The 15,323-nt window shown below is 60.2% G+C and carries 15 protein-coding genes; 5 read left to right on the top strand and 10 right to left on the bottom strand.

Annotated elements, in window-relative coordinates:
- Window positions 1-346: 346 nt before the first annotated feature.
- Together ACNAZS_RS25850 and ACNAZS_RS25845 are read right to left on the bottom strand one after the other, a co-directional pair.
- The gene (locus tag ACNAZS_RS25850) at window positions 347-1,477 is read right to left on the bottom strand and encodes a porin (protein ID WP_415793463.1); all 1,131 of its coding nucleotides are present in this window, start codon (window positions 1,475-1,477) and stop codon (window positions 347-349) included.
- Between the two features lie 306 nt (window positions 1,478-1,783).
- On the bottom strand, window positions 1,784-2,143 hold the full coding sequence (locus tag ACNAZS_RS25845; protein ID WP_415793438.1) for a DUF4148 domain-containing protein: 360 nt from the start codon (window positions 2,141-2,143) through the stop codon (window positions 1,784-1,786).
- 134 nt (window positions 2,144-2,277) lie between these two features.
- Between ACNAZS_RS25845 and ACNAZS_RS25840 the strand changes: the two genes are divergently transcribed.
- Complete coding sequence (locus tag ACNAZS_RS25840; protein WP_415793437.1) at window positions 2,278-3,228, top strand: LysR family transcriptional regulator; 951 nt, start codon at window positions 2,278-2,280, stop codon at window positions 3,226-3,228.
- Here the strand turns inward: ACNAZS_RS25840 and ACNAZS_RS25835 are convergent.
- The 8 genes from ACNAZS_RS25835 to purT all read right to left on the bottom strand — a co-directional run bounded on the left by ACNAZS_RS25835 (window position 3,225) and on the right by purT (window position 12,354).
- Entirely contained in the window at window positions 3,225-3,773 is a 549-nt protein-coding gene (locus ACNAZS_RS25835; RefSeq protein ID WP_415793436.1) for an adenine phosphoribosyltransferase, read from the bottom strand. The genes ACNAZS_RS25840 and ACNAZS_RS25835 overlap by 4 nt on opposite strands.
- A gap of 55 nt (window positions 3,774-3,828) precedes the next feature.
- Window positions 3,829-5,514: a thiol reductant ABC exporter subunit CydC gene (gene cydC / locus ACNAZS_RS25830; RefSeq protein ID WP_415793435.1), complete on the bottom strand. Its 1,686-nt coding sequence runs from the start codon at window positions 5,512-5,514 to the stop codon at window positions 3,829-3,831.
- Complete coding sequence (cydD, locus tag ACNAZS_RS25825) at window positions 5,511-7,310, bottom strand: thiol reductant ABC exporter subunit CydD (RefSeq protein WP_415793434.1); 1,800 nt, start codon at window positions 7,308-7,310, stop codon at window positions 5,511-5,513. The genes cydC and cydD overlap by 4 nt, the downstream gene beginning before the upstream one ends.
- Window positions 7,311-7,315: 5 nt before the next feature.
- Window positions 7,316-7,441: a cytochrome bd-I oxidase subunit CydX gene (cydX, locus tag ACNAZS_RS25820; RefSeq protein ID WP_415793433.1), complete on the bottom strand. Its 126-nt coding sequence runs from the start codon at window positions 7,439-7,441 to the stop codon at window positions 7,316-7,318.
- 39 nt (window positions 7,442-7,480) lie between these two features.
- Complete coding sequence (gene cydB, locus ACNAZS_RS25815; protein WP_415793432.1) at window positions 7,481-8,635, bottom strand: cytochrome d ubiquinol oxidase subunit II; 1,155 nt, start codon at window positions 8,633-8,635, stop codon at window positions 7,481-7,483.
- Between the two features lie 15 nt (window positions 8,636-8,650).
- On the bottom strand, window positions 8,651-10,228 hold the full coding sequence (locus ACNAZS_RS25810) for a cytochrome ubiquinol oxidase subunit I (protein WP_415793431.1): 1,578 nt from the start codon (window positions 10,226-10,228) through the stop codon (window positions 8,651-8,653).
- A 123-nt stretch (window positions 10,229-10,351) separates the two neighbouring features.
- Window positions 10,352-10,897 (bottom strand): GbsR/MarR family transcriptional regulator, encoded by a 546-nt coding sequence (locus ACNAZS_RS25805; RefSeq protein ID WP_415793430.1) that lies wholly within the window; start codon window positions 10,895-10,897, stop codon window positions 10,352-10,354.
- Between the two features lie 242 nt (window positions 10,898-11,139).
- A complete protein-coding gene (purT, locus tag ACNAZS_RS25800; RefSeq protein WP_415793429.1) occupies window positions 11,140-12,354 on the bottom strand; it encodes a formate-dependent phosphoribosylglycinamide formyltransferase in 1,215 nt (404 codons plus the stop codon).
- Between the two features lie 110 nt (window positions 12,355-12,464).
- Between purT and ACNAZS_RS25795 the strand changes: the two genes are divergently transcribed.
- From ACNAZS_RS25795 to lptA, 4 genes are read left to right on the top strand one after another with little or no spacing between them, the layout of a single operon-like run.
- On the top strand, window positions 12,465-13,454 hold the full coding sequence (locus tag ACNAZS_RS25795) for a KpsF/GutQ family sugar-phosphate isomerase (RefSeq protein WP_415793428.1): 990 nt from the start codon (window positions 12,465-12,467) through the stop codon (window positions 13,452-13,454).
- Complete coding sequence (locus tag ACNAZS_RS25790) at window positions 13,451-14,056, top strand: KdsC family phosphatase (RefSeq protein ID WP_415793427.1); 606 nt, start codon at window positions 13,451-13,453, stop codon at window positions 14,054-14,056. Before ACNAZS_RS25795 ends, ACNAZS_RS25790 begins: the two co-directional genes overlap by 4 nt.
- 14 nt (window positions 14,057-14,070) lie before the next feature.
- On the top strand, window positions 14,071-14,688 hold the full coding sequence (gene lptC, locus ACNAZS_RS25785; protein WP_415793425.1) for an LPS export ABC transporter periplasmic protein LptC: 618 nt from the start codon (window positions 14,071-14,073) through the stop codon (window positions 14,686-14,688).
- A complete protein-coding gene (lptA, locus tag ACNAZS_RS25780) occupies window positions 14,685-15,323 on the top strand; it encodes a lipopolysaccharide transport periplasmic protein LptA (protein WP_415793424.1) in 639 nt (212 codons plus the stop codon). The genes lptC and lptA overlap by 4 nt, the downstream gene beginning before the upstream one ends.

Here is a 15,323-nt window from a genome sequence, read left to right as displayed (position 1 = left end):
CGGGTTAATTCCCGATCCGTGTCACCAGTGTGAAACCGAATGTCCTCCAGAGGAATGATCTCTCTGGACATTTCTTTATTGCGCCAAGTGAAATAATTGACGCATTGTCAGGCTAGCGCCACCAAGACGGCGATCGCGTCATCGTCGCCGGGCGCGACAACAGGACAGCATCAATCAGGTGTTTGCCACCAAGCGATACCGCACAAAAGCGGAGGGGCCTCCGAAGAGGCCCCTCCTATCTAGGGCACGTGCACGCCCGGCGCAAAACCTTCGCGGGGTTAGTTGTCACTCGATGGAACGGAGAGAACCATGCATTCGTCAACCCACGCCGGAACGTGCGACGGCCTTAGAACCGGTGACGCAAGCCGACAGCCACAGCGGTGCTGCGCTGGTCTTCTTGGAATGCCCAGTTGTCGCCGTACGAACCCATCGCGTACAGGTTGGTACGCTTGCTCAGGTCATAGGTGTAACCCAGGCTGAACGTGTTGCTCGTGGCGTCGTCGCCCGTCAGACGGCTGTTGTTGACGTCAGCGCGCTGCCAGGAGGCCCAGATGTTGCTGGCACCGCCGATCGGAGCGCTGATACCCAACAGGTACGAGTTAACGCGCGAGCCGTCAGCCAACTGCCAGCTGCCCGTACCCGTGCCACCGACGTCGCTCAAGCCATCAATGCTCGTGCCAACGAACCAGCCGTCAAACGTTTGACCGAAAGCGGCCGAGATTTTGACGACTTCGAAGTCGTAAGCAGCACCAAGGATGTACGCTTGGACGTTGTCGGTATCGTATTGACCTTTGGTACGGCTGCTGTCCGGACGGAAGTTGTCGTACGACAGGGCCACATCCAGCGGGCCATTCTGATAGCGACCACCAACGGTCAGCACACGGTTGTTTTCGTTGGTACGGAAGCCGCCGCCGGGGTTATCGACGCTGCTGGAATTATCATCAGCATTGAACGAATAACCAACGCCGAACTTGAAACCCGAGAACGAGGGGGTTTGGTACAAGACCAAGTTGTCCAGACGGACCGTGTTGGCCGAGCTGAACGACGTACCCATAGTGGCTTGGTCGTAGCTGATGCCCGAGGGATCGATGCCGGAGAAATATTTCGAAGCCAAGTTGGTTTGACGACCGAAATCGAGTTGACCCCAGCTGTCGCTTTGCAAACCGACCGTAGCTTGACGACCAAACAGACGGCCACTTTGCGAAGAGTTACCGTTGTTGGGCGAAAAACCGCCTTCCAACGTGAACACAGCCTTCAGGCCATCACCCAGGTCTTCCGAGCCGCGCAGACCGAAACGCGAACCGCTATTCACGCCGTCCACAGCGCCGATACGGCTGGCTTTGTCGCCATTAGCACCCTTGACTTGGTTGTAACCAAGACCTGCATCAATCAGGCCATACAGCGTGACCGAGGTTTCGGCTTGGGCCACGCCTGCGAAGCCGGCAGCTAGCGCAACGGCTAGTAGCGTTTTTTTCATCATGATTTCCTAAAGCGATGTGACAGGAAAGGGCATGCGCGACCCGTCTATGCCGTAAGCGGTGCCGGACGACGCATGTACAAACGAAGTATCTTTCCTGAGGCAATAGGGATTAACCACGAATTTGGCGATCTGTCTTCCAAAAACAGGGGTAAGCGATATAGAGACACCCCGAAATCGCCGGTACCACCAATGAGGACGCCGTTTGTATCGGTTCAGAACGGCCTCGAGCACACCGTTGCATGATGCAAATTTATTAACAGAATACGTTGCACTAGCGCAACATTTATAGCAACAGCCCGCTCGCTATCGACGCTCTGGAGGATAGTCCTGTTCGCCGTACGTCACTTCCCCAGCCGCTTTAGCGGCCTGTAGTTCGGCCCGCACTTGCTCGCGTGTTTTATGGGTTGTGGCACGAAGTGGCGGCGGATAGTCCAGATCACCTGAGCTCACGTCGCCAGCAGCACGGGCTTGCTCAAGTTCGGCGCGAACTTGCTCGCGCGTCTGGACTGTCGTCGCCGACTGAACAGGCGGATAGTCCTGTTCGCCGTCAGTCACCTCGCCTGCGGCCTTGGCAGCAGCAAGCTCCGCACGGACCTGAGCGCGGGATTTTCCTTTTTTTGAATGCTTTTCCATCATCCGCACCAAACTAAATGTCTTCACCATTCATGCCGCCTCTGCGCATGACCGACACGAGCGTTTGTTCGGCCCACTGGAACAGTCTTTCCCATTTTTCACGCAGACGCGCACCATTACATTGGGATATCGTATGTATTCGGCACATTACTCGCAGAAAGATCATGGATATCCAGCTAAACGACATCGCCCTGTTTGTCGAAGTCGCCAAGCGCAAGAATTTCAGTCATGCCGCCGAAGCACTCAATATGCCCGCCTCGACCCTATCACGGCGAGTTAGCGACCTTGAGCACAACATCGGCATGAAACTGCTTAACCGCAGCACTCGACGCATCGATCTGACCGAAGCCGGTCAGATATATTTTGAACGTTGCCGCCCTATTATTGAAGAAGCCAGCGTCGCGCACGACCAATTAGTGGACATGGCCGCCCAGCCCAAAGGACGCCTGCGTGTCTCGATGCCTTCCAGCTTGGCGCAGATATTTTTACCCGCGATCATCCGCGACTTTCGCACACAGTATCCCGATATCGAGTGCGATTTTGACCTGAACATACATCCAGTCGACCCGATCAGCAATCCGTATGATCTCGTATTGCGATTCGGTCAGCAACCCGATTCAAGTCTGGTCGCACGCCAGGTCGTGCTCATGGAACACCGTTTATACGCGTCATCGCAATACCTGAAGCTGCACGGCACCCCACGCATACCGAGCGACCTGGAACACCACGAGTGCCTGCGTCCCGCCATGAGCGATGCGTTCTCGCACTGGACGCTGCATTCGGGCGACAAGACCGAGCGCATTGCCGTATCTGGGCGAGTGGCGGCCAACAACGTAGGCATGCTGTCGAGCTTGGCCAATCAGGGCATGGGTATCGCGCCCTTGCTGCACTTTGAGCCCATTGGCCACCCGATTGCCAACAAAGATTTGGTGCTCGTGCTGCCCGAGTGGCGCCTGACGCCTGTCCCATTGTTCGCGCTGCTGCCTTCGCGCATGATTCCTGCGAAAACACGGGCATTTCTGGACTTTATTCAGCCACGATTGATTAACCCGACCTCATGGCTGCAGCCGGACGCGGATATCGCCACAAGGCATGACCAATTGAACGCCGCCTAATCCGCCGAGCCGTAGCTACACACAGTAAACAGCGGTGTACCCGTTGCGGCAATCTTGCCCGACCCACCCAAGTCGGGCAGATCCACAATCGCGGCGGCCTCGACGACATTAGCCCCGAGTCGCTGCAGTAGCTTGATCGCGGCCAACATCGTGCCACCCGTGGCAATCAGGTCATCCACCAACAGCACGCGCTGGCCCGTACGCACCGCGTCGGCGTGCATTTCCACGGACGAGTTGCCGTATTCCAGTGTGTATTCTTCGGCGACCGTACGAAATGGCAGCTTGCCGCTCTTGCGCACCGGTACAAAGCCCAGATTCAACTCGTACGCCAGGACGCTGCCAATGATGAAGCCACGCGCGTCGACGCCCGCGACCAAATCTAAACGCTGGCGCATATAGCGGTACACAAACAGGTCGATCAGGACACGAAAAGTGCGAGGATCTTGCAATAATGGCGTGATATCACGAAACATCACGCCCGGGCGTGGCCAGTCGGGTATGCTGCGGATGGTGCGCCGAATCAGTTCGACGTTGTCGGTCTGCATAAGCATGCCCCGGGGATAAATTAATGCAAGGCGAACTATAACCGCGCCCGTGCGGTTAGGCTAGAACAGAAACTTCCAGACATCCGCCACGCAAGCGCAGCGTGCGGTCCACCGCGCCCGGCGGCAAACGCGCATGCGTTACCAACACGACCGTGCGGCCCGCCGCAGCACGTGCCAGATCGGTAAAAAAAGCCTCCTGTGCGTCTTCCGCCAGCCCGGCGGTGGGCTCATCCAGGGCCAGGACCGGACAGGGCGTCAACAAGGCCCGCGCCAGACACAAGCGACGTGCTTGCCCCATCGATAGACTCGCCCCCGTCTCTCCGACCCAGGTATCCAGTCCATCCGGCAAGCTCCGCGCAAAGTCTCCCAACCGTGCCCCATCCAACGCCGCCCACAGCGACGCCTCATCGGCCTGCGCATCACCGATCAACAAGTTGGTTCGCAGCGTGCCCAGAAACGCCGGCGCGTCCTGCGCCAACCACGCTACTTTGCTGTGCAATTCCGCTAACGACGCCTGACGCAAATCCACACCGCCAAAACGCACGCATCCAGACTGGGGATCCTCGAGTCGCACCAACAGTTGCAACAATGTGGACTTGCCTGCTCCGCTGGGGCCGGTGATGGCGACGTGCTCACCCGGCTCGATACGCAAATTGATCGATTTCAACACCGGCGCCGTCAGCGCCTCCTCCGCACTCGGGTAAGCAAAAGACACGTCATCAAACTCAATCGCTCCCTGCGCGGGCAAGGACCGGGGGTGCGCCGGGTCACGTTGATCAGGTATCTGTTCAACCAGAGCGCGAATACGCTGCGCGGCCGCGACTGCGCCCCCCAATCTTGCGGCGCCTCGCATCAATGGACCCGTGACCTCAAAAATACCGATGACCGCCAACAGCAGTCCCGCCAACAACGGTCCGCTCAACCGTCCCTGGCGCAACCCTTCCAGACCGAACCACAAAACGCCCAGCACACAAACGCCGGCCAGGACCTGCAGCAGCCACACGCCATTGGCCGCCACGTGCATTTGCGTTTCATGGGCGCGCGCCGCGCGCCGGCAGTCCACGGCAAATCCGGATCTGACCTGATCCACGGCAGACAAGGCCATCAGGTCAGCGTGACTTTCCACCACCTCGAGTGTGGTCGCTCGCAACGCCGCCAGATTTTCTTGAAGTTCAACCCCAGGCACACGCGCAGCACGCGCCTGCCAGACGGGAATCACCAGACAGGCCACCCCCATCGCACCAGCCAACACCCACCCCGCCGCGGGCACCCAGACGCCCAGCACGACAGCCAGCACGACCGCCGCAATGCCGGACGTAAGCATGGGGGTCAGTACGTGTAGAAACACGGTATCCAGGGCATCGACGTCCCCTGTCAAACGCGCCACCAAGTCGCCATCGCGATAGCGCCCCAACTGGCGAGGCGTCAACGCCACCAGCGCCGTGAACACGCGGCTGCGCAAATCCGTCAACAAGCGCAGCGTGGCGGCATGCCCTACCAATCGCTCCGCATAACGCGACGCGATGCGCACAAAAGACAACATCCGCACCAGCGCCGACGGCGCGAACAGGTTAAAAAAGGCCCCCGCTCCCGCCAAGGCGGCCGCACTCAAAAACCAGCCCGATACGCCGAGCAATCCCACGCCGGCGGCGATCGTCAATAGCGCCAGCAACAGCGATCCTGCCAAACTCACCCAGCGGCGGCGATATAAAGATGGCAACAACCGCAGGAGGGATTTCATGCGGGCTCCAGCTTGCTATGCACCACCTGAATCGTTCGCGACAAGCGCTGCGCCACGGCCGAAGCATGGGTCGCCAGCAGCAGCGTGCGCCCCTGTGCAAACGCCAGTATTTCGTCCAGGACTTGCATTTGCATCGCCCCGTCCAGATGCGCGGTCGGCTCGTCCAGCAGGATCAGCCCGGGGTCTCGCAGAAACAGTCGCGCCAGCGCGACCCGCTGCGCCTGACCGCCAGACAGTCCGCGTCCCCGCGTGCCCAGTTCAGTATCCAGACCTGCGGGCAGGGGCGACGCAAACTCCCACACATACGCGCGACGCGCGGCCTCATGCACCTGCGCATCGGTCGCATCGGGTCGGCCCAATCGAATGTTGTCCGCGATGCTGCCCGCAAACAAAAAGGGCTTTTGTCCGATGAGGGCGACATGCGTACGCAACGCGCTCTCGTCCCAATCTGCCAGCGGTATGCCGCCGAGCTCGATCGCACCTTGGCCAGGACGCAAGCGACAAAGTGTTTCCAGCAAGGTGGTCTTGCCACTCCCGCTGGGGCCCATCAACGCCACCTGCTCGCCCGCCGCCAGACGGATCGACGCCGCGTCGAGCACAGGCGCGGACCGGCCCGGCGCGTGTACCGTCAAACCGGGCGCGGACACACTCATTGCGACACCCGCAAGAGGCCGTGTCGAAGATCCTGTGCGTTCGGGAAGACGCGCATCGTCCGCCGCATCGGCAGGCGTCATCACGGGCTCGGCCTCGGACCGCAACGTTTCAGGCAGTCCCTCGAACGCCGTCGCGATTTGCGCGGTTGCCGCGCGCGCGGCCGCCCTATCGTGATAATGCGCGGCAAACTGACGCAACGGCGCATACGCCTCAGGCGCCATTAGCAAGCAGAAAAGCCCGACCTGCAACGTCAGCCCAGTCGCGCGCAAATCCAGAAAACCCAGATACGTCAGACCAAAATACACGGCCATGCCGGCGACACCCAGCGCAGCGAAAAACTCCAGGACGGCGGAGGACAGAAAGGCGATACGTAACACCGACATCGTGCGCTGACGTACGGCCTCGCTGGCCGTCGCCACCGACGTCGCCTCGGCCTGGGCACGACCATACAGTTTCAGCGTCGACAATCCGCGCAAGCGATCTGCAAAAAAACCCGACAACCGCGCAAAGGCCCGCAAATGCCGGCGACTCGCCGCCTCGGCCCCCCACCCGACCAACGCCATGAACAGGGGAATCAGCGGTGCGGTCACGAGCAGCAGCAGGCCCGCAATCCAATCAAACGGCAGCAACACCACCGCAAAGGTGATGGGCAGCAGCGCGGCAGAGACAGCGGCGGGCAAATACCGAGAGAAAAAGCTATCAAGGGCCTCGACCTGATCGACGATGCCGCTGGCCAGCTCACCGGACACGCGCGCCCGCGACCATACGGGGCCGCGACTCACCAGCCGATCAAACAACGCCAAGCGAATACGCTGCTTAATGTCCTCGGCCGCGCGCGCGCCTGCCCGCTCGCTGACCCACGCCAGCCCCGCGCGCACTACCATCAGCACGATAATCACCGAGATCTTGCCCACCAGCGCCGTACGCGGCACCTGATGGGCAATCGCAGCATCTAGCACCTGCGCCAACAACCAGGCCTGCACTAACAGCAGCACCCCACCCAAGAGAGGCGCCGCAATGGCCAATGCCAGCGGTACCCGCGGGATGCGGGCCTGGGCACTTAGCCAACGGACGTGCTCGCGCGGCAGCTTGTCGGCCCCCAACGTCGAGGCAGATGTCGCCCCCGAAGGCCCCTGCTGCACGCGGGTCACACGCGGCCAGACGTCTTGGCCGGATCGTGCTCTGCGCCTTCACGCAGTTCGAACCACATGGCGTTCAAAATGCCGAACGCACAGGCTAGGCTCAAGCCCAAAATCCACGAGAAATACCACATGATTTAACGCTCCTCGCAATACGCAATAACGTATTAGGCTCAATAAGAATTAGGCGTTTCCGAAATCGACTCGGTCGTGACTTTACCGCGCATTACACGGTAGACCCAGGCGGTGTAGAGCGTGATGATCGGCAGAAAAAATGCGACCGCCAACACCATGATCCACAACGTCAGCTTGCTCGACGATGCATCCCATATGGTCAACCCGAAATTCGGATTCGTCGACGACGGCATCAAGAAGGGAAACAGCGCAAACCCGACCGTCAGGATGACACCCGCGATGGCCAGCGACGAGACGATGAACGCCAGCCAGTGCGCCCGTACCGTCAGCAGCAAAGCCACCACCAACGCGCCGCCGACGCCCAGCGCGGGTGCAATCCAGGCCAGGGGCCATTTTTCAAAGTTGAGCATCCAACTGCCCGCCTGGACGGCGACCTCTTTGAGGGTGGGATTCGAAGGCGCCATCGTATTCACGGCACTGGTAATGACATGACCATCGATCGCTCCCGCGATCCAGAATCCTCCGGCGGCAAATAGCACGGCTGTCAGCACGGCAGCGATGCGCCCGGCATGACGCGCCCGTGCCGCTACCGCGCCTTCGGTTCGCCACGCCAGCACCACCGCGCCGTGCATCACCACCATGAGTACGCTCACGATACCGGCCAACAACGCGAAAGGACTGAACAACTGATAAAAGTGCCCGTGGTACTCGGGTCGCAAAGAAGCGCTATCAAAACCAAACGGCACGCCCACGATCAGATTGCCCATGGCCACCCCGAACACCAGCGCGGCCACCACGCCCGTCCCGCAGAGCACGCCATCCCAGGTTTTACGCCAACGGCTGCCTTCCATTTTGCTGCGATATTTGAAAGCCACCGGTCGCAAGATGAGCGCGAGCAGCGCCAGCATCATCGCCAGATAAAACCCGGAAAATGACGCCGCATAGAGCAGCGGCCAGGCCGCAAAAATAGCGCCTCCGCCCGTAATCAACCAGACCTGGTTGCCCTCCCAGACAGGTGCCACGACGTTAATGACCACCCGCCGCTCGGCATCGGTGTGCGCCACAACAGGCAGCAACGCCGCGACGCCCAAGTCAAAACCGTCCATGACGGCAAATCCGATCAATAGCAGGCCCAACAGCGCCCACCAGATCACGCGCAATGTCGCGTAGTCAAAAGGAATCAGCGTTTCCATGTGTGATCTCCGGGCTTAGTAGGCATCAACAGCGGCGGCCACCGGGTCGGCCGGCGTCGGACGCGCAACGGCCAAGTCCGATTTGGGCCCTGCCTTGATCGCATGCAGCATCACCTTCACGCCGACAACCAATAGTGCGGTATACAACACCAGGAATATCGTCAAACTGATCACCAGATCGGTAACGGTCAGGCCGGACGCCGCATAGTACGTCGGCAGCACCCCTTCGATCACCCAGGGTTGACGCCCATACTCTGCGACAAACCATCCCGCCTCGATCGCCACCCATGGCAACGGCAGGCTCCATAACGCGATCTTCAGGAGTGCGGGTCGCTTCTCCAGGTGCCCACGCGAAGCCAACCAAAACGCCACCGCGAAGAACAGGATCAGATACATCCCCACGGCCACCATGATGCGAAACGCCCAGAATAGCGGCGCCACGGTCGGAATCGTGTCTATCGCCGCCTGTTGAATCTCGGCGTCGGTGACTTTGCTCAGATCGGGTTGATAGCGCTTGACCAACAAGGCGTATCCCAGATCGGGCCACCCTTTGTCCAGGATCATACGGGCCTCGACATCGTCTGGATTGGCCCGTATGCGTTCCATGGCCTGGTACGCGACGATCCCCTCACGAATACGAAACTCGGCGCGCCTGACCAGATCGTCGATCCCCAACAACGGCGTCGTCAGCGAACGCGTACCGATGATGCCCATCACATAGGGGATCTCGATCGCGAAATCATTCTTGCGCTCGGCCTGATTGGGAATAGCAAACAGATTAAAGCTGGCCGGTGCGGGCTCGGTATGCCACATCGCCTCAATGGCCGCAATCTTCATTTTCTGATGTTCCGTGGTCAGGTAACCGCTTTCGTCACCCAGCACCACGACCGACAGGGACGCGGCCAGACCAAAACTGGCCGCTACCGTCATGGAGCGTTTAGCCAGGTCCACGTGACGACGGCGCAGTAGATACCAGGCACTGATCGACATCACAAACATCGCACCCGCTACGTAACCGGCGCTGACCGTATGTACGAACTTAGCCTGTGCCACCGGGTTGAAAATAACGGCGGCAAAATCCGTCATCTCCATACGCATGGTGTCGGGGTTGAACACCGCCCCTACCGGGTTCTGCATCCAGCCATTGGCGATCAAAATCCACAGCGCAGAAAAATTGGTGCCAAACGCCACCAGCCAGGTCACGGTTAAGTGCCCAACCTTCGAGAGACGATTCCAGCCAAAGAAGAACAGCCCGACAAAGGTCGCCTCGAGGAAGAACGCCATCAGGCCCTCGAGCGCCAACGGCGCGCCAAACACATCGCCCACGTAGTGGCTGTAGTAGGACCAGTTCATGCCGAACTGGAACTCCATCACGACGCCCGTGGCCACGCCCAACGCGAAATTGATGCCGAACAATGTGCCCCAGAACATCGTCATGCGGCGCCAGATGTCGCGCCCCGTCATGACGTACACACTCTCCATGATGGCGAGAATGAATGACAAGCCCAAGGTCAGCGGCACAAAAATGAAGTGATACATGACTGTCGCGGCAAACTGAAACCGCGACAAATTCACGACGTCTAAATCAATCATGGACAGCCCCCGAACAGACAGCACACCACGACGGCATTTGCACGCCGCGACCGACGCAACAGGTATCCCATAATAGGGACATACAGGGCAACTTCATAGGGGCTCTCATTGTGCGCTGCGATGTCAATCCCGGCCCCGCAGCTTGCCGGCAAAATCCAGAACCTTTTGAACCTTGGTGCCCATCCGCATCAGCCGTTGCAGCGTTTCTGGGGGTAGGCTATGCACCTCATCGAACCAACCGGTGGTGAGCTCGATGAGTTTGAGCATTTCGTCCATACGTTCATGCGCATAAGCCTCGGCCTCGCCCATAGGCGCCTCCAACAGCGTGTCACGCAGCATCGTCAACGTCGGATCGATTTCGCGCTTACGCTTTTCTTCCATCAAAATGCGGAAGATTTCCCAGACGTCTTTGGGGGTTTCAAAGTAATCGCGCCGATCTCCAATCTGGTGAATCAGCTTGACCAGCCGCCAGGACTGCAGCTCTTTGAGTCCCATGCTGACGTTCGAGCGCGAAAATCCCAGCGCCTCGGCAATGTCATCCGCATGCAACGGCTGCGGAGACAGGAACAGCAATGCATACATCTGCCCAACCGTCCGGTTAACTCCCCAGCGGCTGCCCATCTCGCCAAAATGCAGGACGAAACGTTCGGTTTGAGGGCTGAGTGGCATTATTTTATTACGTTGATTTCAGAAATTCCTGAAATTATCGAACAAACAGAATACGAAGGCAAATCCTGTGATGTAGCGCAGCCACACTCACGGCAACTCGGAAAAAAGATCAAAGACGTCATATCGCGGCATGATACGGCCGCAAAAATGACTTTGTATTAAGGACCGCGCGGATAAACTGCCTAACCCTGATAAAGATCAAACCCTTGGCATTTTTCGCCGTGGCACCTGCCCGATCAGACTCAGGCCTTGACGGTCACCGTCGACGAAACGCGTTTGGCCTTTTCGCGAGCGGCCTCGACATTGTCGGCAACCGCCAACGCCACGCCCATGCGACGCTTTACAAAAGATTCGGGCTTGCCGAATAGCCGCAGATCGGTGCCGGATTCGGCCAGCGCCTGTGCGACGTCGTGAAACGACACTCCACGCGTGTCGAGCCCCCCGTAAATCACGCTGCTGGCGCCGGCCTGACGCAGCGCCGTATCGACAGGCAGACCCAGCAACGCACGAGCATGCAATTCGAACTCGCTTTGTACCTGGGAAATCATGGTCACCATGCCCGTATCGTGCGGCCGCGGACTGACTTCGGAAAACCAGACCTGATCCCCGGCCACGAACAGTTCGACCCCAAAGACCCCCATTCCGCCCAGATCGCTCGTAATGGCACGGGCAATCTCGCGCGAGCGCTCCAGCGCGATCGGCGACATGGGATGCGGCTGCCAGCTTTCGACATAGTCGCCGTCGACCTGGCGGTGACCGATCGGGTCGCAGAAAAACGTCTCGATGTCACCATTCGCACCGCGTGCTCGCACGGTCAGCAGAGTGATTTCGTAATCAAAGCGGATAAAGCCTTCGACAATGATGCGACCGGCGCCCACGCGGCCGCCTTCTTGGGAATATTGCCAGGCAGCCTCAATATCGTCAGGCCCATGAATGACGGATTGCCCTTTGCCCGACGAGGACATCACGGGCTTGACCACGCAGGGATAGCCAATGCCACTATCAATCGCCTGGCGCAACTCGGTCTCGGTATCGACGAAACGATAGGGCGAGACCGGGAGATTCAGGGTTTCTGCGGCCAAACGCCGAATCCCCTCGCGATTCATTGTCAATTGTGCAGCCCGCGCGGTCGGCGTCACCCGCACGGCGCCGGCGGCCTCTAGCGCCACCAGCACATCCGTGGCAATCGCCTCGATCTCGGGCACCACGACATCGGGACGTTCTTGTTCGATCACGCGCCGCAAGGCCTCGGGATCAGTCATGGGGATGACGTGCGCACGGTGCGCGACCTGATGACCTGGTGCATCCGCATAGCGATCCACGGCGATAACCTCGATACCCAACCGTTGCAGGGCAATGATGACTTCTTTACCTAGCTCGCCAGAACCCAGCAACATGACACGGGTGGCCGTTGGGGACAAAGGCGTGCCTAGCACGGGCGCGGGAAACGAGGACATGATAGGAACCTGACTAAGAATGGATGCGAAAGGAAACGCAAATTTGCCGCGCCAGCATGCCATACCCCCCGACCATCAGCAACTGGCCATAGTGCGATTAAAATCCGTCCATGATCGATCATCCCACCCCCTCGTCCGCGACGGCGCTCAGTTCGGCGCGCCGCACCCTGCAAATCGAAGCACAGGCCCTCACCGACCTGGCGGCACGGCTGGACGACGACTTTAGACACGTCGTCGACCTGCTGCTGGCGTGTCGTGGGCGCGTCGTGGTCAGCGGTATAGGCAAAACGGGCCATATTGCCCGCAAAGTCGCCGCCACCTTTGCCTCGACCGGCACCCCGGCGTTTTTCGTCCATGCGGCCGAGGCCATCCATGGCGACCTGGGCATGATTACGCGTGACGACGTCCTGATCGCGATTTCACACTCCGGATCCGGTCAGGAATTGCTCACCATTTTGCCCGTTGCCCGTCGTATGGGAACCACCCTGGTCGCCATCACCGGCAACCCGGACTCCGAATTGGCGCGATTGGCCGACTGGCACCTGGACACCAGCGTGGCCCAAGAGGCCTGCCCGCTGAATCTGGCCCCGACCGCCAGCACGACGGCCGCCCTGGCTCTCGGCGACGCGCTCGCCGTGGCTTGCCTGGAGGCCCGCGGCTTCGGTCCCGAGGACTTTGCCCGCTCGCATCCCGGCGGCACGCTAGGTCGCCGGCTGTTGACCCACGTCCGCGATGTCATGCGCGACGGCGCCGCGCTCCCCCTGGTCACCGAAGACGCCAGCCTCTTTCCGGTGCTCGAAGTCATGTCCGCCAAAGGCATGGGCATGACCATCGTGGTAGATTCAGAAGGCAAGCCGGTCGGCATTTTCACTGACGGCGATTTACGTCGCCTGATTGAACGCCATGGTGACATTCGCAATCTAACGGTCGCCCAGGGCATGACCCGCCTGCCGCGCAGCATCGGCCCCGATGCGCTGGCCGTCGATGCCGCCCGGGAAATGGACGAACAACGGCTGAACCAGATGCTCGTGGTCGATGCCGACGGCGCCCTGTTGGGCGCCCTACACATGCATGACCTGATGGCCGCGAAGGTAGTATGACCATGACGATTTCTCCTCTTCCCCACCCCGCCGAAGCCCTGGTGCTCGCCCGCATTGCTCCCGCCATACGCCAGCGCGCCGCGGCCGTACGCCTGATGGTTTTTGACGTCGACGGCGTCCTGACCGATGGCAGCCTGTACTACGGCGAGAGCGGCGAATTATTCAAACGCTTTAATTCCCTGGACGGCCACGGCTTGCGCTTGCTCACAGAAGGCGGCCTCAAGGTCGCACTGATTACCGGTCGCTCGGGCCCCATCGTCAGTCGTCGCGCCGCCGAACTCGGCATCGCCGATGTCATGCAAGGCATACGAGACAAGGCCGCCGCACTGACCGAACTGGCGCAACGGCACGGCATGGAACTCTCCCAGATCGGTTATATGGGTGACGACATCATCGATTTGCCCGCCATGCAGCGGGTCGGTTTCGCTGCCAGCGTCCCCAACGCCCCCGGCTACATCACCCAGACCGCGCACTGGGTGGCATCGGTTCCCGGCGGCAGCGGCGCCGTACGCGAATGCTGCGACCTGCTGCTGGCCGCCCAAGGCCGGCTCGGCGCCTTCATGAACGCGCCCGGCCTGCTCGGTCCGGGCGCGATTCAGTAACGCAAGGGCGTCGCATGAAAGAACGACTTCCCGCGCTGATCGCCCTGCTGCTGCTGATTGCACTAGTGGTCGGCACCTGGTGGGCGGCGGGTTACGCGCAGCGTGCCATTCCCATCGACCCGCCTCGTCGCCTGACCCACGAGATGGATTCTTGGGCGCGCGACTTCGTCATGTTGCGCACGGACGCCAGCGGCAAACCCGTCAATCGTATGGAAGGCGCATACGCCGAACACTTTCCGGACGATGACTCCTACCATGTCACCGACCCGCGGGCCGTTGGCCAACAAGAAGCCAACCCTATCACTGTCGCCACCGCCAACAGCGCCATCATGGAAAAAGGCGGTGATCGCATCATCATGAATGGTTCGGCGCATGTCCATCGCCAACCAGACGCAAAGAACGACGCGCTTGACGTACGTAGCGAACAGCTCATCATCTTGCCTGACGAGGACGTCATTTACACCGACCTGCCTGCGATCGTCCTCAAGGGCAACTCACGCATGAGCGGCACTGGCATGCGCTACAACAACAAAACCCGGCAATTGCAGGTCTCGGCGTCCACCGACGTCGAGATTGCCGGATCCGAAACACGCAGCCGCACTCGAGACGGCTCCAACCAGAATCCACCATGACCGACTTACGGACTTTCTTTAGCCCACGGCCACGCCGCCACGCGATCACGTTCCTGCTCGCCACCGTGCTGCTGGGCATGGGTGCCGGCGTGCACGCGCAAGACCAGAACGCGCCCGCCGAAGATCCCAGCACGATGATTTTGTCGGACACGCTGCACTACGATGACATCAAGCGTCAAAGCGTTTTCACTGGTAACGTTGTGCTGACGCGCGGACTCATGAAATTGACCGCCGATGAACTCGAGGTCACTGAAGACGACGCGGGCAACCAGCACGGCACGGCCCGGGCCAACAAAGGTAAAGTCGTCACCATCCGCCAAGAGCGGCCCGCCACCTACGAGGTGATCGAGGGCAAAGGCCTGCGCGCCGAATATGACAGCAACAAAAGTCAGTTCGACCTGATCGGGCAAGCCGTCATCATCCGCTACGTCTGTGGCAAACCCTTCGACACCATCCGTGGCGAGCGGGTACGCTACAACGAAAAAACCGGGGTATACCAAGCCCAGGGGGGAGCCAACTCCTCGGCGCCCGGCGGCCGCGTACGCTCGATTGTCGAGCCGCGTGCCAAAGCCGATGCCGCAGCCGCGGAATGCCGTGGCGGAAAAGGCCCCAAAGACGCCAAACAAAATGGCTAA

It is taken from the genome of Bordetella tumulicola, from assembly GCF_965138755.1.
Taxonomy (GTDB): Bacteria; Pseudomonadota; Gammaproteobacteria; order Burkholderiales; family Burkholderiaceae_B; genus Bordetella_A; species Bordetella_A tumulicola.
Note: the sequence above shows the minus strand (reverse complement) of the source record. Positions and strands in the feature narration are given on the sequence as shown.